The sequence below is a fragment of the Fundidesulfovibrio sp. genome (assembly GCF_058402725.1).
Genome location: NZ_JBZVFJ010000080.1, coordinates 1 through 18210, shown reverse-complemented (window position 1 = coordinate 18210; position 18210 = coordinate 1). Strand labels below are relative to the sequence as shown.

The following is an 18210-nucleotide window of genomic DNA, read 5'->3' as shown; positions in this document are numbered from 1 at the left end:
GGGAGTCGTCCGGGTCGTCCAGGATGAGTTTCAAGCAGTGTTCATAGAAACATATCGTGCGCGACAAGATGCGCTCTTTACTGACGAAAAGCAATCCTGCCGGAGCCGTTGCTAGAAACGTCTCGGGCGCATCGCCCGCGAAGAGTTCCCCGTAGACCTGGCCCACGGGGATGTCCCGGGAGCGGCCCTTCCAGCGCTCCCGGGCCTCGGGGGAATCCATGGCGTGGGGCCTGCCCAGGCTGTCGCACCGGAGCTTGAACCAGGCCAGGCCGGTGAAGGCCGATCCCAGGCGGACGTTGCGCTCGATGGCCGCCTTGAGGGCCGCCGCGTCCGCTTCGCCGTCCGCGCTCAGGTGCTTGAAGGGGTCTCCCTGGAGGAAGGCCGTGAAGTCCGTAAAGTCCGGGTAGCGCGCCAGGATGTGCGTCAGGTACGTATGGCTCTCGCGCCCCACGTTGGGCAGGGGCTTCCAGGCCGCTCCGAACGTCTCCGGGGGCGGCGGGTCGCCGGACTTGTCGTAGACCGTGGCGGGCAGGCCCATGCCCGCCAGCCAGGAGACATCCTCGCGGTAGCGCGCGATCACCAGTTCCACGGAGGGAGGATCGGTCGCCTGCGGGGCAGGCCCGTTTTCGCGGCCATCCGGCGTTGTGAGATTGCGTTCCATGGATGCACCTGCTGCACCGGCCCGCGCCAAGGCGATCAGGCCGGACGGCGGCCTGCTAGGGGCGCGCCCTGGCAAGACTCGAACAGGGTGTTCGAGGACAAAAAACACTCCTGGGGCTTCTTGCGGCGGAAAACAACAACCTCTTACCTCGTGGGCTCGGCACTAGCTGGTGGCCTCGCGCTGGAGGTCGGCCAGGAGCTTCTTGCCGCCCACCAGGATGAGGGTGTCCCCGGCCTGGAGCACGGACTGGGGCTGGGGGTTGAACAGGAGCTTGCCGTCGGGCTTCTGGATGCCGATGACGATGACGTTCCAGCGCTGGCGCAGCTGGGAGGCGATGAGGTCCTTGCCCGCGAGGCTCGAGCCCTGGGCGATGGTGAGTTGTTCCATCTGGAGGTCTTCGTTGTCGCCGCGCATGGCCAGGTCCATGAAGCCCAGCACCGAGGGGCGCAGCACCGAGTGGGCCATGCGCACGCCGCCGTAGAGGTGCGGGAAGAGCACCTGGTTGGCCCCGGCGCGCTGGAGGCGCTGGGAGTGGTCCGGCGAATCGGAGCGGGCCACGATGACGATCTCGGGGTTGAGCTGACGGGCCGTGAGCGTCACATAGACGTTGGCCGCCTCTTCGGAAAGGGCCGAGACCAGCGCCTTGGCGTTTTTCAGCCCGGCGGCCAGAAGGATGTCGTCCTTGGTGGCGTCTCCGGCAACGAAGGGGATGTCCTTGCCTTCCAGTTCCTCCACGAGGGCGTGGGAGCGCTCCACCACCACCACGTCCTGGCCCTCGTTGGCGATCTCGCGGGCCACCACGGAGCCGATGCGGCCGTAGCCGCAGACGATGGTGTGCCCCCGCATGTTCTCGATGGCGTGCCGCATCCAGCGCCTCCCGAAGATGTTTTGGATGTGCCCCTCGATCATGAGCTGCACGATGGCTCCCGCCAGGTAGAAGAAGGTGCCCACGCCTGAGAGCAGCAGCACGGCGGTGACCGCCCTGCCAGCCCGGGTGAGGGGGTGCACCTCGCCGTAGCCCACGGTGGTGAGCGAGATGATCACCATGTACACGCTGTCGAAGAGATCCCACTCCTCCACGAACATGTAGGCCAGCGTGCCGCCCATGAAGATGACGGCCACGGCCGTGAGACCCGCGATCACGGGCCAGAGCACGCCCAGCCTGCGCCGCATGAGCGTGAAGCGGTTCACGCGGCGCAACACCCTGCCCCGGCGCATGCCGCGCACGCCGGGCTCGATCTTGCGCGGCGTTTTCACTGGGCGTCCCCCCCATCCTGCCGGGCGCGCAGGGTGGTGATGGCGTCGCGCAGTTCTGCGGCGCGCTCGAAGGCCAGGTCCTTTGCGGCGGCGCGCATGTCCTTCTCCAGGCGTTTGAGGAGCTTTTCCACGGTCTGGGCGTCCTGGGCCTGTTCCATGAGTCCGTCCACGAAGCTCAGGGAGCGGCCCTTTGGCTCCTTGGCGGGCCGGGACTGGGCGTAGATGCCCTCCAGCACGTTGTCCATCTCTTTGTGGATGGTGCGGGGAACGATGCCGTGGCGGGCGTTGTGCTCCTCCTGGCGGGCGCGTCGTCGGGCCGTCTCGTCCAGGGCGTCCTTCATGGAGCGCGTCACCTGGTCTGCGTAGAGGATCACCCGGCCCGAGACGTTGCGCGCGGCGCGCCCGAAGGTCTGGATGAGCGAGCGCGTGGAGCGCAGGAAGCCCTCCTTGTCGGCGTCCAGCACAGCCACCAGGGAGACCTCGGGGATGTCCAGGCCTTCGCGCAGCAGGTTGATGCCCACCAGCACCGAGAACTCCCCGGCGCGCAGGGCCTGGATGATGGCCACGCGCTCCAGGGTGTCGATGTCCGAGTGCAGGTAGCGTGTGGTCACGCCGAAATTGTTCAAGTAGTCCGTGAGTTCTTCGGCCATGCGCTTGGTGAGGGTGGTCACAAGCACGCGCTCGCCCAGGGCCACGCGTTTCTTGCACTCCGAGAGCAGGTCGTCCACCTGGCCCTTCACGGGGCGCACCTCGGCCACGGGGTCCAGAAGCCCTGTGGGGCGGATGATCTGCTCCACCACAAGGCCCTGGGCGCGCTCCATCTCCCAGGGGCCGGGCGTGGCCGACACGTACACCGCCTGGCCGATGCGCCCCAGGAACTCCTGGAAGTTCAGGGGCCTGTTGTCCAGGGCCGAGGGCAGGCGGAAGCCGTAGTCCACCAGGGTGGACTTGCGCGAGAGGTCGCCGTTGTACATGCCCCCGATCTGGGGCACCGTGATGTGCGATTCGTCCACGAAGAGGATGAAGTCGTCGGGGAAGTAGTCCAGGAGGGTGGCCGGGGGCTCCCCCGCCTTGCGGCCGTCCAGGTGTCGGGAATAGTTCTCGATGCCGTTGCAGTAGCCCACTTCCTCGATCATTTCCAGGTCGTAGAGGGTGCGCTGCTCCAGGCGCTGGGCCTCCACGAGCCTGTTCTCGCGCTGGTACTGCGTCAGGCGTTCGCGCAGCTCCTCGCGGATGTCGTGCATGGCGCGCGTGAGGTTGTCGCGGTCCGAGACGTAGTGGGAGTTGGGGAAGATGACGGTCTTCTTGAGCCGCGAGAGCACTTCTCCTGTGAGGGGGTCGGTCTCCAGCATGGCTTCCAGCTCGTCGCCGAAGAACTCCAGGCGCAGGGCGCGCTCCCGGGAATAGGCGGGGATGATCTCCAGCACGTCGCCGCGCACGCGGAAGACGCCGCGGTGGAAGTCCATGTCGTTGCGCTCGTACTGCACCTCCACCAGCCGGGAGATGACTTCCTCCATGGCGATGCGCTGGCCCTCCTCCAGGGGGAGCACCATCTTGGCGTAGTACTCGGGCGAGCCCAGGCCGTAGATGCAGCTCACCGAGGCCACGATGAGCACGTCGCGCCGGGTGAGCAGCGCGTGGGTGGCCGCGTGCCGGAGCTTGTCGATATCCTCGTTGATGGACGAGTCCTTTTCGATGTAGGTGTCCGTGCGGGGCAGGTAGGCTTCAGGCTGGTAGTAGTCGTAGTAGCTGACGAAGTATTCCACGGCGTTCTCCGGGAAGAGCCCCCGGAACTCGTTGAAGAGCTGCGCGGCCAGGGTCTTGTTGGGCGCGATCACCAGGGCCGGGCGGCCCGTGGCGGCCACCACCTGGGCCATGGTGAAGGTCTTGCCCGTGCCCGTGGCGCCCAGGAGCACCTGGCCCGGCACGCCCGCGTTCAGGTTGTCCACCAGCCCGGCGATGGCCTGGGGCTGGTCGCCCTGCGGCGAGAACGGGCTGGAGAGCCGGAATGCTGATTGACTTTTGCCCAGTTTTTTCAAATCCTTCCCCCTCGGCAACCAACACGACGATTCTACGGCCTCCAGGGCCATAAAACAAGCGGAGAAGCCACCATGCAGAGAGAGTTCGTCCCGGCCAGCGAAAAGCTCCCCGTGGACCGCGCCTGGTCCATGTCCATCGTGATCAAAAGCTTCAAGGGGCGCAAGGACGTGGAAGTCCACCTCTTCCGGCCCGAATGGGACTGCCTGGAAGAGGACTCCTTCGAATGGAACGAAATCCTGGGCGACCCCATGCACCCGGACATGGACGCCGACATGGGCTCGGGCCGCAAACTCGTGATGGAATCCTTCACCCCCGACGAGCGCGACCTGGTGGCCGCCTACTTCGAGGAGCGCTACGCCGGCAAGCTGGCCGCCATCCGCGCCTACCCCATCGACTTCCCCGTGCCCCTGGGCATCCCCGCCCTCTGCGACCTGGAGGAAGGCAAGGACATGGGCTTCGTGCTCTTCGACCGCATCCCCAACTACTCCCTGCCCTTCCCCGTGCGCGGCTTCTTCGACCTGAGCCAGCACGCGCCCATCGTGGAGGTGGAGGAAGGGTCATGAAGAACCTCTGCGTGTTCCTGGGCTCCAACCCCGGGACGAAGCCCGGCTACGCCGAGGCCGCCGGGGAGCTGGGACGGCTCCTGGCGGCCCGGGGCGTGGGACTGGTGTACGGCGGAGCCAGGAACGGGCTCATGGGCGTGCTGGCCAAGGCTGCGGCCGAGGCCGGAGGCCGCGTGATCGGCGTGCTGCCGGGCTTCCTCAAGGCCAGGGAGCTGGCCTTCGAGGGGCTTACGGAGATGCACGAGGTGGAATCCATGCACGAGCGCAAGGCGCTCATGGCCGAACTCTCCGACGGCTTCGTGGCCATGCCGGGGGGGCTCGGAACGCTGGAGGAGATCTTCGAGGTGGCCACCTGGGGGCAGCTGGCCCTGCACGCCAAACCGGTGGGTTTCCTGAACATCCTCGGCTACTACGACAAGCTGGCGGGATTTCTGAACCACATGGTGGACGAGGGGTTCCTGAAATCGCCCCACCGCAACAACCTGCTCTTCTCCGACGACCCCGGGGACCTGCTGGACCTCATGGAGGCGCACCGCCCCGCCGTGCTCGGCAAGTGGTACGGGCTGGAGAAGAGCTGACGGCCGTGGCTTGACCAAAGTCGTCCAGCGCACTATCTTTGACCATGCCGACGCCGCCCCGCACCGTCGTGGAGACGCCGACCTTCAAGAACGCGGTGGATTCCCTGCTCGAGCAGGACGAACGACTGGATTTGTTGACGTATCTTGCCGAAAACCCTAAATCCGGCATCCTGATCCAGGGGACCGGCGGCATCCGCAAACTGCGCTGGGCACGGGCGAATCAGGGGAAGAGCGGCGGTTTCAGAGTGATCTATTACCATCACGATGAGAACATGCCCGTTTTCGCGTTGTTGATCTATCCCAAGAACGTCCGGGAGAACATCTCCGGGGAACAGAGGAACCTGCTCGCGAAACTGGCCCGAACGCTCGTGGAACAGTACCGAGGGAATAAAGCATGACCACCGTGGGCGATCGAATCATTCAAAGCATGCGCGAGGCGCTCCACTACGCCTCGGGCGACGTTGTCGATCCGGAAGCGGAAGGATATCGTATCCACTGCGTACCCGTCGACGTGCGGAGCATCCGCAAGCGCCTTGGAATGACGCAGAAGCTCTTCGCCACGGAGTTCGGCTTCTCCCTGGATACCCTGCGGCACTGGGAACAGCGCAGGCGTACCCCCGAGGGACCGGCAAAGGCCTACCTGCTTGTCATCTCCCAGAAGCCGGAGGAGGTCCGCCAGGCCCTGAAGGACGCCATGCAACCGCAGGCCTGACCACGGCCGATCCACAGTCCCCGGTCAGGTCGGCGACGAGCGTGCTACTTCCCCTTGGCGGAAGCGAAGGCGAACGTCAGCTCCGTCTCGCCGCCGTCCGTGGCCTCGCCCACGTCCACCCGGGCCGTGCCGCCCTTCTGGAGCGCGCCGAAGAGCATCTCGTCGGCCAGGGGGTCCTTGAGCTTCTCCTGCACCAGACGGGCCAGGGGCCTGGCGCCGAAGGCCGGGTCGAAGCCGCGTTTGGCCAGCCAGGCCACGGCCGCCTCGCTCAGTTCCGCCGAGGCCTTGCGCTCCTTGAGCTGGGCGTTCAACTCCGCCAGGTACTTGCGCACGATGCGCTCCATCACCGCGCTCGAGAGCGGGTTGAAGGAGAGCACCGCGTCCAGGCGGTTGCGGAACTCCGGCGAGAAGAGCTTCTCCAGGGCCTTCTGGCCGTGCCAGGAGGCGTCCTCCACCTGGGTGCCGAAGCCGATGGTCTTGGCGGCCATCTCCCGCGCCCCGGCGTTGGAGGTCATGAGCAGGATCACGTGGCTGAAGTCGGCCTTGCGTCCGTTGTTGTCGGTGAGCGTGGCGTAGTCCATCACCTGGAGCAGGATGTTGAACATGTCCGGGTGGGCCTTTTCGATCTCGTCGAGCAGCAGCACGCAGTGCGGGTGCTTGCGGATGCCGTCGGTGAGCAGGCCGCCCTGGTCGAAGCCCACGTAGCCCGGGGGCGCGCCGATGAGCCGGGCCACGGCGTGCTTCTCCATGTACTCGCTCATGTCGAAGCGCATGAAGTGGATGCCCAGCACCTCCGCCAGGCGTTTGGCCAGTTCGGTCTTGCCCACACCCGTGGGGCCGGTGAGCAGGAAGTTGCCCGTGGGCTTTCCCGCCGGGGAGAGCCCGGCCCGGGAGCGCTTGATGGCCTTGGAGAGCACGTCGATGGCCTCTTCCTGGCCGAAGACCAGGCGCTTGAGCTCCTCCTCCACGGCGGCCAGGCGGCCCCTGTCCGAGGCCGAAACGCGTTGCACGGGCACGCGGGCCATGCCCGAGACCACCTTCTCGATCTCGTGCACGCCGATGGCGTTCTTGCCCGGCTTGGGGGAGAGGCGGAACACTGCCCCGGCCTCGTCGATCACGTCGATGGCCTTGTCGGGCAGGTAGCGGTCGGTGACGTGGCGCGCCGAGAGTTCCACGGCGCTGCGCAGGGCGGCGGCGGTGTACTGCACGCCGTGGTGCGCCTCGTAGTGGCCCTTGAGGCCCTTGAGGATCTCCACGGCCTCGTCCTGGGTGGGTTCGCGCACGTCGATCTTCTGGAAGCGCCGGGAGAGGGCGCGGTCCTTTTCGAAGTGGTTGCGGTATTCCTCGTAGGTGGTGGAGCCGATGCAGCGCAGCTGCCCGGAGGCCAGCACGGGCTTGAGGATGTTGGAGGCGTCCATGGTGCCGCCGCTGGTGGCCCCCGCGCCCACGATGGTGTGGATCTCGTCCACGAAGAGGATGGCCCCGGGCTTGGCCTTGAGCTCGCCCAGCACGGCCTTCATGCGGGCCTCGAAGTCGCCCCGGTATTTGGTTCCCGCCAGGAGCGCGCCCATGTCCAGGGCGAAGACCTCGGTCTGGCGGAAGCTTTCGGGCACGTCCCCCTGGACGATGCGCAGGGCCAGGCCCTCGGCCAGGGCCGTCTTGCCCACGCCGGGGTCGCCCACGTAGAGGGGGTTGTTCTTGCGCCGCCGGGCCAGCACCTGGATGGTCCGGGTGAGCTCCTCGGAGCGCCCGATGAGGGGGTCGATGGCGTTGTCGCGGGCCTTGGCCACCAGGTCCACGGTGTACTGCTCCAGGGCGGACTGTTTGGCCGCCTCGCCCTGGCGGGCGTCGCCTGCGGCCTCCCTGCCCTCTTCCGCTCCCTGGCCGTGGGAGATGCACTCCAGGATGTCCAGGCGCGTGACGCCCTGGGCCTTGAGGAAGTAGACGGCGTAGGAGTCGTCCTCCTCGAAGAGGGCGGCCAGCACGTCGCCCACCTCCACCTTGTCGCGCCCGGCGGACTGGATCTGCATGATGGCGCGCTGGAGCACGCGCTGCACGCCCAGGGTCTGGACCACTTCCGGGGCCTGGGCCTGGGGCAGCGTTTCCATGTGTTCGGCGAAAAAGCGCTCCAGCTGGTGGCGCAGGCGCACCACGTTGGCCCCGCAGCTCACGAGGATGTTCTTGCCGCTCTCCTCCTGGACGATGGCGTGCAGGAGGTGTTCGAGCGTCAGGTACTCGTGGTTGCGCCGCTTGACTTCCTTCACCGCGTTGGTGAGGACGCGTTCGAGTCTCTTGCCCAGCATTTATTCCTCTTCCATGGTGCACTTGAGGGGGAAGCCCCCCTCCCTGGCCAGCTGGCGCACCATGACGACTTTCGTTTCGGCCACCTCGGCCGTGAACACGCCGCACACGCCCTTGCCGTTCTGGTGCACGGCCAGCATGATCCGTGTGGCCTCGGCCTCGGACTTGTGAAAGACGCTCACCAGCACCCGCACGACAAACTCCATGGTGGTGTAGTCGTCGTTGTGCAGGAGCACCTTGTATTTGCGGGGTTCCCGGATCTCGTCTTCGACGCCGGTTCCCGAGAGGGTTTCGTCCTGGTTCAGGGGGTCTGTCATGTCTGCGCTCCGGGGGCGCGCCCTTGGCGGTGAGTGAGATAAGACCTGATGCGGGCTTGTCGAGCCGTGGACAGCACGAGCCCGCACCTGCGCCTGTACTGAAAAAGGTTCCTCCAGGCAAGGCGCGCAAAAGCCCACTGGACGCGCAAGCCCCGTGAGATGTATCCATGGGAGACACAGGCGCGGTTCCGGCCGGGGGGCCCTGGGCGCGCCGCAAGCAACGGGATCGCGGAGAAGAGCCATGCAGCACGAACTCACCTGGAACGGCCATTCCAACTTCACCCTGAAGACCGGGGGCCAGACCATCCTCATCGACCCCTTCTACGACGGCAACCCCAACGCGGCGCTGGCCTCCAAGGACGTGGCCCAGGCCGACTACGTGCTCGTGACCCACGACCACGGCGACCACGTGGGCCAGGCCGTGGCCATCTGCCAGGCCACCGGGGCCAAGCTCCTGGCCATAGTGGAGACGTGTTCCAAACTGGTGGGTCAGGGGCTGCCGCGCGATCAGGTGGTGAACGGCATCGGCATCAACGTGGGGGGCTCCATCGCCCTGGGCGGAGTGAAGGCCACCATGGTGCAGGCCGTGCACTCCAGCGAATCGGGGTTGCCGGTGGGCTACATCCTCACCCTTGCCGACGGCTTCACGCTCTACCACGCGGGCGACACGGCCATCTTCGCCACCATGGAGCTTTACGGGAAGCTCTTCCACATCGACATGGCCCTGCTGCCCGTGGGCGGAGTGTTCACCATGGACGCACGCCAGGCGGCCGTGGCCTGCAAGCTGCTGCGCTGCCATCAGGTGCTGCCCATGCACTGGGGAACCTTCCCGGTGCTCGAGAAGAACACCCGGGCCTTCGGACTGGCCCTTGAGGACCTGGGCGTGGAGACCATGATGGTGCGCTGCCAGCCCGGGCAGACCATCACCCTTCAGAAGAACCCCTTCAACGAGGACTGCGGCTGCGATTGATACGCACGCAAGCCTTCGCGCGCTGACCCACGGAGCGCTCGCCGGGACTGCGCCCCGATCCCTGCGGAGTGCGGGGAGCGACTTCCCGGCTCGTGAGGCATTCCCCCGCCCTGCCCTCCCGGGCTCTCGCCGCCGTTGGGGGCACAAGCCACGAGGCCACGGCTGTCCTGTCCGGAGCAGCCTCCGGGGCGAGGCGAGTCCGCAGTGTTGGACCGGCCTACGGCGAGGTGCGCCCCTGGTAGCGCCCCTGGGCGTCGTAGCGGCGTCCTTCCTTGTCGATGCGTCCCTGATAGCTGCCGTGGCTGTCGTAGAGGCGCTGGTTGCCCGAGGAGTCCGTCTCCACCCTTCCCTTGTAGCTGCCGTGGCTGTCGTAGAGGCGTCCGTCCGGGGATTGCCGCCCCTGGTAGCTGCCGTGGGCGTCGTAGCTGCGCGTCTCCCCGGAGGCGTTGGTCTCGGTGCGGCCACGGTAGGAGCCGTGGCTGTCGTAGGCCCGGGAGCCGCCCTGCTGGTCGCGCCGGACCTGGCCCTGGTAGCGCCCCTGGGCGTCGTAGCGGCGTTCGGTGGTCTGGGCATGAAGGCCGGATGCGCCGAGGAAAAGCAGGAGAAGGACGATGAGGGCTTTCATGGGAGCCTCCGGAAGTCGCGGATGCTCCCTCATGCCATAGGGCTGGAGAAAGAGGAAGGACCGGCCTGGATCAGCGATACAGCCGCATGAATTTGCGGGGCTTCTCGTAGCCGGGGGCGAGGTCCGAGAGCATCTGGATGTTCCAGCGGTCCTTGAAAAAGTCCCGGACGTATTCGAGAAGGTGCATCGCGCCGCCATGCAGGTAGGCCTCGGGGTAGAAGCGGCGCATGGTCTCCATGTCGGAGCCCAGCTCCTTGCGGACGTAGTAGGACTTCTGCACCGAGAGCACCAACTCCTTGTCGGAGAGACGCTCGTAGAAGGCGAGCGTCCGCTCCACCAACCCTGCGCGCACGAAAGTCTTGCCCATGAACTCCACGAGCAGGGCCATGTCGAAGGTGCGGCCCTCCAGGCAGTTGCCCGGGCTTTCGATGTCGCAGGAGAGGAAGTTCACGGAGTTTTCGCCGAACGCGTCGCGCAACAGGCATGCGCCCTGGAGCACCTTCTCCTCGCGATCCACTGCCAGCACGCTCGCCGCGCCCCTGCGGGAGGCCTCGAAAGCGAAGAAGCCGAAGTTGCACCCCAGGTCCACCACGTGCTTGCCCCTGAAATCCACCTTGCGGAAGGCCTCGAGGCCCTCGAAGTCCAGGTCTTCGACGCCAGGGATGAGGGGGGCGTAGCGTTCGTCGTAGATGGTGCGGTAGACGTGTTCCCGGCCGATGCCGGACACGAGCTGACGCAACCGCTCAAAGCGGGGCATGGGGACTCCTTGGCGTGGCGTGACCCAGCGCCGATACAGACTTTTTCCGGGAAATGCAAACGCGGCGCGCAAGCGCCGCCTTGTGGGGCGGCTCTTTCTCCCGGAGGGGACGCAGGGGCTCAGGCGGTGCGGGAACGGGCCTTGCGCAGCGCCTCCAGGGCCTCGCCCACGCTGCGCGCCTTGGCCGGGCCGAAGCCGTCCAGGCCGAGGAGGTCCTGTTCTGTGGCGGCCAGGAGGCGATCCAGGTCCCCGAAGCGGTCCCAGAGGAGTTTCGCCGTCTTGGGTCCCACGCCCGGAAGACCCAGCACCTCGCTGTGCAGCCCCGCCTTCTTGCGGGCCTGGCGCTGCCGGCCGATGACGTAGCGGTGGGCCTCGTCGCGCAGCTTCTGCAGGAAGAGCAGTTCCCTTGAACCGGGACGCAGGCCCAGGGGGTTTTTGCGCCCGGGCCGGAAGATCTGGTCCTCCTGGGCGTTCTTGGCGCGGCCGGACTTGGCGATGGAGGCCAGCTCCCACAGGCGCGGCAACCCGGCCTGGGCCATGGCCCGCTCCACGGCCGCCAGCTGCCCCCTGCCGCCGTCCACCAGCACAAGGTCCGGCCAGGGCTCGCCAAGCCCGATGCGCCGGGCCACCCAGGAGGAGAGCGCGGCGTAGTCGTCCCCCGTGCCCTCCAGCTCCGGAAAGGCGAAGAGCCGGTAGTCGTCCTTGGCGAAGCGCCCTTCCTCGAAGACCACCATGCCCACGCGCATGCCCTTGCCGCCCAGGTGGGAGGCGTCCACGGTCTCGATGCGCCGGGCCTCGCGGCCGAGTCCCAGCCTGCGGCCCAGGAGCGCGGGAACGCCCTCGCCCTCCCCGTCCTGCACGCGGGCCTCGCTCAGGGCGCGCGAGGCGTTGGCCGAGGCGATCTCCAGCAGGCGCTCCTCGGCTTCGTTCCGCGCTCCGTCCAGCACGCAGCGCGCCTCCCGGCGCTCCGTGAGCACCTCGGCCGCCAATATCCGGCCCGCTTCGCCCAGGGCTTCCAGGGCGCGGCGCGACAGGAGCACCCGGCCCGGCACGAAGCTCTCGGGGCGGTAGTACTGGGCCAGGAAGCTCGGCAGGATGTCGGGAAGCGCGGCTTCGTCCACGTCGGTCCAGTGGAAGCTGGCGCGGTCCAGAAGCCTGCCCTGGCGCACGAAAAGCACGCACAGGCCCAGGCCCGAGGGCGCGGTGAACACGTCCACGGCGTCCAGGTCGGCGTGGTTGGGCAAGACGGCGGCCTGGCCCTCGACGGTGGCGCGCATGGCGGCGGCCAGGTCGCGCAGGTCGGCGGCGCGCTCGAACTCTAGGGCCTCGGAGGCTTCGAGCATCTCGCGCTCCACGCGCTTGATCACCTCGGCCGAGCGTCCCGAGAGGAAGGCCTCAACCCGGCGCACGAGCGCGGCGTACTCCTGGGGCGTGATGTTGCCCGCGCAGGGGGCCAGGCATTGGCCGATGTGGTGGTAGAGGCAGGGGCGCACGCGGTTCTTGAAGCTGGCGTCGCGGCATTTGCGCAGGGGGAAGAGCTTGCCCAGTTCCTTCCAGGTGCGGCGGGCGGCCCCGGCGGAGGTGAAGGGGCCGAAATAGGCCGAGCCGTCTCGCACCACGCGACGGGTGAAGGCGATCTTGGGGAACTCCTGGGTCTTGTCGAGCTTGAAGAGGATGTGGCTCTTGTCGTCGCGCAGCACCACGTTGTAGCGGGGCCGGTGCTTCTTGATGAGGCTGGCCTCCAGGAGCAGGGCCTCCTTCTCCGTGGCCGTGACGAGCACGTCCACCCCGGCCACGCGGGCCACCATGGCCCGGGTGCGCGGATGGGGCACGTCGGCGCGGAAATAGGAGGAGAGCCGCGAGCGAAGGTTCACGGCCTTGCCCACGTAGAGCACCTTGCCCTGGGCGTTCTTCATCAGATAAACGCCCGGGTCCTGCGGGAAGTCCCTGGGGGCGAACTCGAACATGAGGCGATTGTGCCCGCAAGAGCGGCAGGCTTCAAGCCCCGAAGATTTTTCGTGCGCGGGCCTTGGCCGGAATCCTTCCTGCCGCTTGCCCTCGGGCCATCTTCCGTGTACGGGAATTGGACTCTTTCGAACGAAATCAAGAATGAAAAAGCGCATTTCCGTCATCGGTGCGGGCGAATGCGGCCCGGATGTCGAGGCCGTGGCCCATCGCCTCGGCACGCTCATCGCCCAGAACGGGTTCGACCTGCTCTGCGGCGGGCGCATGGGCGTGCAGCGCGCCGCGTGCAGGGGCGCCAAGGAGGCCGGGGGCTTCACCATCGGGCTGCTTCCCGGGCTCGATTTCGCCCAGGCCAACGAGTTCGTGGACGTTCCCGTGGTCACGGGTCTGGGGCATATGCGCAACTTCCTGGTGGTGAAGAACGGCGCTGCCGCAGTGGCCGTGGAGGGCGGGGCGGGCACGCTCTCCGAGATCGGCCTGGCCATGAAATCCGGGATTCCCGTGGTGGCCGTCGGGCGCTGGTCCGGCGTGGACGGCGTGCGCGCGGCGCGCGACGCCGACGAGGCCATGGCCATCGTGCTTTCCCTGGTGGGCCGCTGATGGATGTGCTCTGGGCGCCCTGGCGGATGGACTACATCCTCGGCCCCAAGCCCGATACCTGCGTCTTCTGCGTGCCGGAGCACGCCGGGGAGGACCGCGAGCGCCTCATTCTGGGCCGGGCCGACACGTGCTACGCCATCATGAACAAGTTCCCCTACAACTCGGGGCACATCATGATCTGCCCCTACCGCCATGTGAGCTGCCCCACGGAACTCACGCCGGAGGAATCCTCCGAATGCATGGCGGCCCTCACGGCCACGGTGGCCATCCTCAAGGAGGCCTTCCGGCCCCACGGCATCAACGCCGGCCTCAACCTGGGCGAGGCCGCCGGGGCGGGCATCGCGGCGCACCTGCATTTCCAGATCGTGCCGCGCTGGAACGGCGACAATTCCTTCATGGCCGTGTTCGGCCAGACCCACGTGATCCCCGAGCTTCTGCTCGACACCTACGACAGGATCAGGCCGCGTTTCGCGAACGCCGGTCCATTTCGCAACATCTGACGAGGGAGGAGGCTATGCGTTTCATCAAGTTCGTGCTGCTGGTGGTGTTCTTCCTGTTCTTCATGGTGTTCTTCATCCAGAACCAGGCCCAGCTGGCCACGGCGCTGGAACTGAAGTTCAGCCTGTTCACCCTGAACTGGCAGGCGCAGCCGCTGCCCTTCTACCTCGTGGTGCTCATTTTCTTCGTGCTGGGCGCGCTGTTCAGCACCATCTTCTTCGTGATCGACCGCATCCGCGTCGGATCGCTGTGCAGCTCCGCCCAGTCCAAGGCCAAGAGCCTCCAGGGCGAGCTGGATTCCCTGAAGGCCAAGCAGAGCCTCGCCTCCCCGGCTCCCGCCCCGGTCGTGACCCCGGCCCCCGAAGCCGAGGCCAAGACCGAAAGCAAGGCCTAGCGCCGCCGGCTCCCACGGATTCAAGCGGCCGGGCGCTTCCAGCGTCCGGCCGCTTTCGCGCCTTTTCCGGGTTGACGCGACGAAATTGCCAAGGATAGAAGACTTGGGCGGCCTCAACCCTTCAATTAACAAAATCGTAAAACACACCACGCCATGAGCACCCCCCGGCTCACCCCCATGCTCGAACAGTACCTGTCCTTCAAGGGCGAGTACCCTGACTGCCTGCTCATGTACCGCATGGGAGACTTCTACGAACTCTTCTTCGAGGACGCCGAGGTGGCCGCCCGGGAGCTCCAGATCGCGCTCACCTCGCGCGACAAGAACTCGGACTCCCCCGTGCCCATGTGCGGCGTGCCCCACCACGCCTTCGCCGCCTACGCCAGCCAGCTCACGGAAAAGGGCTACAAGGTGGCCGTGTGCGATCAGGTGGAAGACCCGCGCTTCGCCAAGGGGCTCGTCAAGCGCGAGGTCACCAAGGTGCTCACGCCCGGCACCGTGCTGGACGACGCGAGCCTCCAGGCCAAGGAGAGCAGCTTCCTGGCCGCCCTCTTCTGGGACGCCGACGAGCGCGCAGGAGGCCTGGCCTGGCTCGAATTCTCCACCGGCGAATGGGAGGGCCTGCACGCCCGCGACGAGGCCCAGCTCTGGCAGTGGGTGGAAAAGCTCCAACCGCGCGAGCTGCTCCTGCCCGACATGAAGACCCCGCCCAGGCATCTGCCGGAACTGGGCATCCAGATCGCCAACCTGCCGCTCAAGCCCCATTTCCACCTGGCCACGGCCACGGAGCGCATCGTCAAGACCTTGCGCGTGGGCGGGCTCGAAGTGCTCGACGTGGCGGACAAGCCCCAGCTCGTGCGCGCCATGGGGGCCATCCTGGCCTACCTGGAGCGCACCCAGAAGCAGACGCCCGCCCACATTGCCTCCTTCCGCCCCCTGAACCTCTCCAAGCACATGCTCCTGGACGAGGTGACCGAGCGCAACCTCGAAATCTTCCGCAGGCTCGACGGCCGCAAGGGGCCTGGAACCCTGTGGAACGTGCTGGACCGCACCGTCACCCCCATGGGCGGCAGGCTTCTGGAAAACCGCCTGCGCAAACCCTGGGTGGATTTGGAGACCATCACCGCCAACCAGGAGGCCGTGCGCTTCTTCTTCAAGGAAGACGCCCCCCGCGAGGCCCTGCGCCGCGCCCTGGACCACGTGTACGACCTGGAGCGCCTGACCACGCGCATCCTCCTGGGCCGCGCCGCGCCAAGGGACTACCTCGCCCTGCGCCACACGCTGGCCGCCCTGCCCCGCGTGCTGGCCCCCTTCGCAGAGGATGGCCCGGAGGACGCGCGTTTCCTCCAGGAGCGCCCCAAGGCCCTGGGCGCCCAGCTGGACGCCTGGGACCCCCTGGACGACGTGCGCCAACTCCTGGAACGCGCCCTGGCCGACAACCCGCCCCCGGCCATCACCGAGGGCGGTCTCTTCCGCCAGGGCTACGACCCGCGCCTGGACGAGCTGATGGAACTCACCGAGCACGGCGAGGCCCGCCTCAAGGAGCTTCTGGAGCGCGAACAGGCCGAACACGCGCTGCCCAAGCTCAAACTCGGCTACAACCGCGTCTTCGGCTACTATTTCGAGCTCTCGCGCGCCGCCGGACAGGCCCCGCCCCACTTCGAACGCCGCCAGACCCTGGCCAACGCCGAGCGCTACCTCACCCCGGACCTCAAGGACCTGGAGGACAAGCTCCTCTCGGCCAGCGACCGCCGCAAGGAGCTGGAACTCGCCCTCTTCCACGAGCTGCGCGAGGAGGTCTGCCGCGCCGGGGCGCGCTTCAAGCGCATGGGCCACGCCCTGGCCGTGCTGGACTGCTGGCAGGGCCTGGCGGACGCCGCACGCGCCAACGAGTGGACCCGCCCCGCCCTGCACCAGGGCATGGACATCGTGGTGCAGGCAGGACGCCACCCGGCGGTGGAGGCCGTGCAGGGCTCGGCCAACTACATCCCCTCGGACCTCACCCTGGCCGGGGAGTCGCGCCTCCTGCTCATCACCGGCCCCAACATGGCGGGCAAGTCCACGGTGCTGCGCCAGACGGCCATCATGGCCATCATGGCCCAGATCGGCTCCTACGTGCCTGCGGCCAAGGCCTCCATCGGGCTCACGGACCGCATCTTCTCCCGCGTGGGGGCCTCTGACAACCTGGCCCAGGGACAGTCCACCTTCATGGTGGAGATGATGGAGACCGCGCGCATCCTGCGCCAGGCCACGCGCCGCAGCCTGGTCATCCTGGACGAGATCGGCCGGGGCACCTCCACCTTCGACGGCCTGGCCCTGGCCTGGGCCGTGGTGGAAGAACTCTGCGGCCGGGGCCGCAAGCCCGATTCCCGCGAGCCCGGCGGCATCCGCACCCTCTTCGCCACCCACTATCACGAGCTGACACAGCTGGAAGGCAAGCTTCCGGGCTTGCGAAACGTGAACATTGCGGTCAAGGAATGGAGAGGCGACATCATCTTCCTGCGCCGCCTGGTGCCCGGTCCCTCGGACCGCAGCTACGGCATCGAGGTGGCCCGGCTGGCGGGCGTGCCCGCCAGGGTGGTGGCGCGGGCCAAGGAACTTCTGGCCGGGCTGGAAAAGAAGGCGCGCGACGCGCGCGCCCCGCAGCCCGAGCAGGCCGCCTGCCAGAGCGTGCTGCCGGGCCTTGGCGCTCCGCGTGCGGAGGCCCCCAGGCCGGAGCATCCCCTGGTGGAAGAGCTTCTGAACCTCAAACTGGACTCCCTCACCCCCCTGGACGCCCTGAACCTCCTGGGCGAATGGAGACGGCGGTGGGGCGCAGACACCCCAAAGACCTCCTAAGGAGACAGCGCATGCATTTCTTCGAATACGTCGACGGCCAGCTCCACGCCGAGGGCGTTCCGGCCGCCGAGCTGGTCCGGCGCTTCGGAACGCCGCTCTACGTCTATTCGGCGGCCACCCTGCGCCGCCACTTCGAGGCCTTCGACTCGGCCTTCGCGGGCCTGCCCCACATCACCTGCTACTCGGTGAAGGCCAACTCCAACCTGGGCCTGCTCAAGCTCCTGGGCCAGTGCGGCGCGGGCATGGACATCGTCTCCGGCGGCGAGCTGCACCGGGCGCTCACGGCGGGCGTCCCCGCCTCGCGCATCGTCTACTCGGGCGTGGGCAAGCGCGAGGCCGAGATCCGCCAGGCCCTGGAAGCCGACATCCTCATGTTCAACGTGGAGTCCATGGGCGAGCTGGAACGCCTCTCCTCCGTGGCCTCGGACATGGGCAAGACCGCCCGCATCAGCCTGCGCATCAACCCCGACGTGGACCCCAAGACCCACCCGTACATTTCCACGGGCATGAAGAAGAACAAGTTCGGCCTGGACATCGAGCAGTCCCTGGCCGCCTACTCCCGGGCCATGACCCTGCCCGGCATCGAGCCCGTGGGCATCGACTGCCACATCGGCTCACAGTTGACGGAACTGTCGCCTTTCTTCGATGCGCTGGATCGTGTGCTAGTGCTGGTGGACCAACTGGAAACCGCCGGCATTCCCATGCGTCATCTGGATATCGGCGGTGGCATCGGCATTCGCTACACCGATGAAACCCCACCGGATTTCGCCGCCTATGCGGCCGCGATCCTGCAGAAGCTGGCGGGGCGCAAGTTCAAGCTGGTGATGGAACCGGGCCGTGCGCTGGTGGGCAACGCCGGCGCCTTGCTGACCACGGTCGAATACCTCAAGCATGGCGAGACCAAGAATTTCGCCATCGTCGATGCTGCCATGAATGACCTGATGCGTCCGGCCCTGTACGACGCTTACCACGACATCCAGGCTGTGCGTGTCCGTGCCGGAGACGCACAGGTCTACGAAATCGTCGGCCCGGTGTGCGAAAGCGGCGATTTTCTCGGCCATGATCGCACCCTCGCGCTGCAGCAGGGCGATACGTTGGCGATCCTCTCCGCTGGCGCTTATGGCATGAGCATGAGTT

18 protein-coding genes are annotated in these 18210 nt (G+C 67.2%); 10 read left to right on the top strand and 8 right to left on the bottom strand.

Translation table 11 applies throughout. From position 1 onward, the window contains the following. From ACV4UX_RS11630 to uvrB, 3 genes are all read right to left on the bottom strand, one after another. Positions 1-661 (bottom strand): DUF3431 domain-containing protein (locus ACV4UX_RS11630; RefSeq protein WP_491593448.1); only part of this gene is annotated, 661 nt, incomplete at its 3' end. A 162-nt stretch (positions 662-823) separates the two neighbouring features. Next, positions 824-1918: a potassium channel family protein gene (locus ACV4UX_RS11625; RefSeq protein ID WP_491593447.1), complete on the bottom strand. Its 1095-nt coding sequence runs from the start codon at positions 1916-1918 to the stop codon at positions 824-826. Then, complete coding sequence (uvrB, locus tag ACV4UX_RS11620; RefSeq protein ID WP_491593446.1) at positions 1915-3957, bottom strand: excinuclease ABC subunit UvrB; 2043 nt, start codon at positions 3955-3957, stop codon at positions 1915-1917. Before uvrB ends, ACV4UX_RS11625 begins: the two co-directional genes overlap by 4 nt. A gap of 72 nt (positions 3958-4029) precedes the next feature. Here uvrB and ACV4UX_RS11615 point away from each other — a divergent pair, with 72 nt between their 5' ends. The 4 genes from ACV4UX_RS11615 to ACV4UX_RS11600 are packed head-to-tail and all read left to right on the top strand — an operon-like array spanning position 4030 to position 5811. Further along, entirely contained in the window at positions 4030-4521 is a 492-nt protein-coding gene (locus ACV4UX_RS11615) for a hypothetical protein (protein WP_491593445.1), read from the top strand. Next, positions 4518-5099 carry an LOG family protein gene (locus ACV4UX_RS11610; RefSeq protein ID WP_491593444.1) on the top strand — a complete coding sequence of 194 codons (582 nt, stop codon included), beginning with the start codon at positions 4518-4520 and terminating at the stop codon, positions 5097-5099. Before ACV4UX_RS11615 ends, ACV4UX_RS11610 begins: the two co-directional genes overlap by 4 nt. 44 nt (positions 5100-5143) lie before the next feature. Next, entirely contained in the window at positions 5144-5497 is a 354-nt protein-coding gene (locus ACV4UX_RS11605) for a type II toxin-antitoxin system RelE/ParE family toxin (RefSeq protein WP_491593443.1), read from the top strand. Positions 5498-5526: 29 nt separating this feature from the next. Next, positions 5527-5811, top strand: a complete 285-nt coding sequence (locus tag ACV4UX_RS11600; protein WP_491593442.1) for a helix-turn-helix domain-containing protein — start codon at positions 5527-5529, stop codon at positions 5809-5811. A gap of 44 nt (positions 5812-5855) precedes the next feature. Here ACV4UX_RS11600 and clpA read toward each other — a convergent pair whose 3' ends face one another. Beyond that, the gene (gene clpA / locus ACV4UX_RS11595) at positions 5856-8114 is read right to left on the bottom strand and encodes an ATP-dependent Clp protease ATP-binding subunit ClpA (protein ID WP_491593441.1); all 2259 of its coding nucleotides are present in this window, start codon (positions 8112-8114) and stop codon (positions 5856-5858) included. Then, a complete protein-coding gene (gene clpS, locus ACV4UX_RS11590) occupies positions 8115-8429 on the bottom strand; it encodes an ATP-dependent Clp protease adapter ClpS (protein WP_491593440.1) in 315 nt (104 codons plus the stop codon). 241 nt (positions 8430-8670) lie between these two features. On the opposite strand from clpS, the gene ACV4UX_RS11585 reads away from it, so the two are divergent. Next, positions 8671-9399: a metal-dependent hydrolase gene (locus tag ACV4UX_RS11585; RefSeq protein WP_491593439.1), complete on the top strand. Its 729-nt coding sequence runs from the start codon at positions 8671-8673 to the stop codon at positions 9397-9399. Between the two features lie 217 nt (positions 9400-9616). Here ACV4UX_RS11585 and ACV4UX_RS11580 read toward each other — a convergent pair whose 3' ends face one another. From ACV4UX_RS11580 to uvrC, 3 genes are all read right to left on the bottom strand, one after another. Beyond that, positions 9617-10024, bottom strand: a complete 408-nt coding sequence (locus ACV4UX_RS11580; RefSeq protein WP_491593438.1) for a hypothetical protein — start codon at positions 10022-10024, stop codon at positions 9617-9619. Between the two features lie 70 nt (positions 10025-10094). After that, positions 10095-10781, bottom strand: coding sequence for a class I SAM-dependent methyltransferase (locus tag ACV4UX_RS11575; protein ID WP_491593437.1), 687 nt, complete (start codon positions 10779-10781; stop codon positions 10095-10097). Between the two features lie 119 nt (positions 10782-10900). After that, a complete protein-coding gene (gene uvrC / locus ACV4UX_RS11570) occupies positions 10901-12748 on the bottom strand; it encodes an excinuclease ABC subunit UvrC (RefSeq protein ID WP_491593436.1) in 1848 nt (615 codons plus the stop codon). A gap of 142 nt (positions 12749-12890) precedes the next feature. On the opposite strand from uvrC, the gene ACV4UX_RS11565 reads away from it, so the two are divergent. The 5 genes from ACV4UX_RS11565 to lysA form a co-directional block, all read left to right on the top strand. After that, complete coding sequence (locus ACV4UX_RS11565) at positions 12891-13346, top strand: TIGR00725 family protein (RefSeq protein ID WP_491593435.1); 456 nt, start codon at positions 12891-12893, stop codon at positions 13344-13346. Beyond that, a complete protein-coding gene (locus tag ACV4UX_RS11560) occupies positions 13346-13846 on the top strand; it encodes an HIT family protein (protein WP_491593434.1) in 501 nt (166 codons plus the stop codon). The genes ACV4UX_RS11565 and ACV4UX_RS11560 overlap by 1 nt, the downstream gene beginning before the upstream one ends. 14 nt (positions 13847-13860) lie before the next feature. Then, complete coding sequence (locus ACV4UX_RS11555; RefSeq protein WP_491593433.1) at positions 13861-14238, top strand: LapA family protein; 378 nt, start codon at positions 13861-13863, stop codon at positions 14236-14238. A gap of 153 nt (positions 14239-14391) precedes the next feature. Then, entirely contained in the window at positions 14392-17073 is a 2682-nt protein-coding gene (gene mutS / locus ACV4UX_RS11550) for a DNA mismatch repair protein MutS (RefSeq protein WP_491593432.1), read from the top strand. A gap of 11 nt (positions 17074-17084) precedes the next feature. Further along, positions 17085-18210 (top strand): diaminopimelate decarboxylase (gene lysA, locus ACV4UX_RS11545; protein WP_491593431.1); only part of this gene is annotated, 1126 nt, incomplete at its 3' end.

Bases quoted from the DNA above. Each gene is read 5' to 3' on its own strand.
- ACV4UX_RS11615 (WP_491593445.1), top strand. From the start codon at position 4,030: ATGCAGAGAGAGTTCGTCCCGGCCAGCGAAAAGCTCCCCGTGGACCGC.
- ACV4UX_RS11610 (WP_491593444.1), top strand. From the start codon at position 4,518: ATGAAGAACCTCTGCGTGTTCCTGGGCTCCAACCCCGGGACGAAGCCC.
- ACV4UX_RS11605 (WP_491593443.1), top strand. From the start codon at position 5,144: ATGCCGACGCCGCCCCGCACCGTCGTGGAGACGCCGACCTTCAAGAAC.
- ACV4UX_RS11600 (WP_491593442.1), top strand. From the start codon at position 5,527: ATGCGCGAGGCGCTCCACTACGCCTCGGGCGACGTTGTCGATCCGGAA.
- clpA (WP_491593441.1), bottom strand. From the start codon at position 8,114: ATGCTGGGCAAGAGACTCGAACGCGTCCTCACCAACGCGGTGAAGGAA.
- clpS (WP_491593440.1), bottom strand. From the start codon at position 8,429: ATGACAGACCCCCTGAACCAGGACGAAACCCTCTCGGGAACCGGCGTC.
- ACV4UX_RS11585 (WP_491593439.1), top strand. From the start codon at position 8,671: ATGCAGCACGAACTCACCTGGAACGGCCATTCCAACTTCACCCTGAAG.
- ACV4UX_RS11580 (WP_491593438.1), bottom strand. From the start codon at position 10,024: ATGAAAGCCCTCATCGTCCTTCTCCTGCTTTTCCTCGGCGCATCCGGC.
- ACV4UX_RS11575 (WP_491593437.1), bottom strand. From the start codon at position 10,781: ATGCCCCGCTTTGAGCGGTTGCGTCAGCTCGTGTCCGGCATCGGCCGG.
- uvrC (WP_491593436.1), bottom strand. From the start codon at position 12,748: ATGTTCGAGTTCGCCCCCAGGGACTTCCCGCAGGACCCGGGCGTTTAT.
- ACV4UX_RS11565 (WP_491593435.1), top strand. From the start codon at position 12,891: ATGAAAAAGCGCATTTCCGTCATCGGTGCGGGCGAATGCGGCCCGGAT.
- ACV4UX_RS11560 (WP_491593434.1), top strand. From the start codon at position 13,346: ATGGATGTGCTCTGGGCGCCCTGGCGGATGGACTACATCCTCGGCCCC.
- ACV4UX_RS11555 (WP_491593433.1), top strand. From the start codon at position 13,861: ATGCGTTTCATCAAGTTCGTGCTGCTGGTGGTGTTCTTCCTGTTCTTC.
- mutS (WP_491593432.1), top strand. From the start codon at position 14,392: ATGAGCACCCCCCGGCTCACCCCCATGCTCGAACAGTACCTGTCCTTC.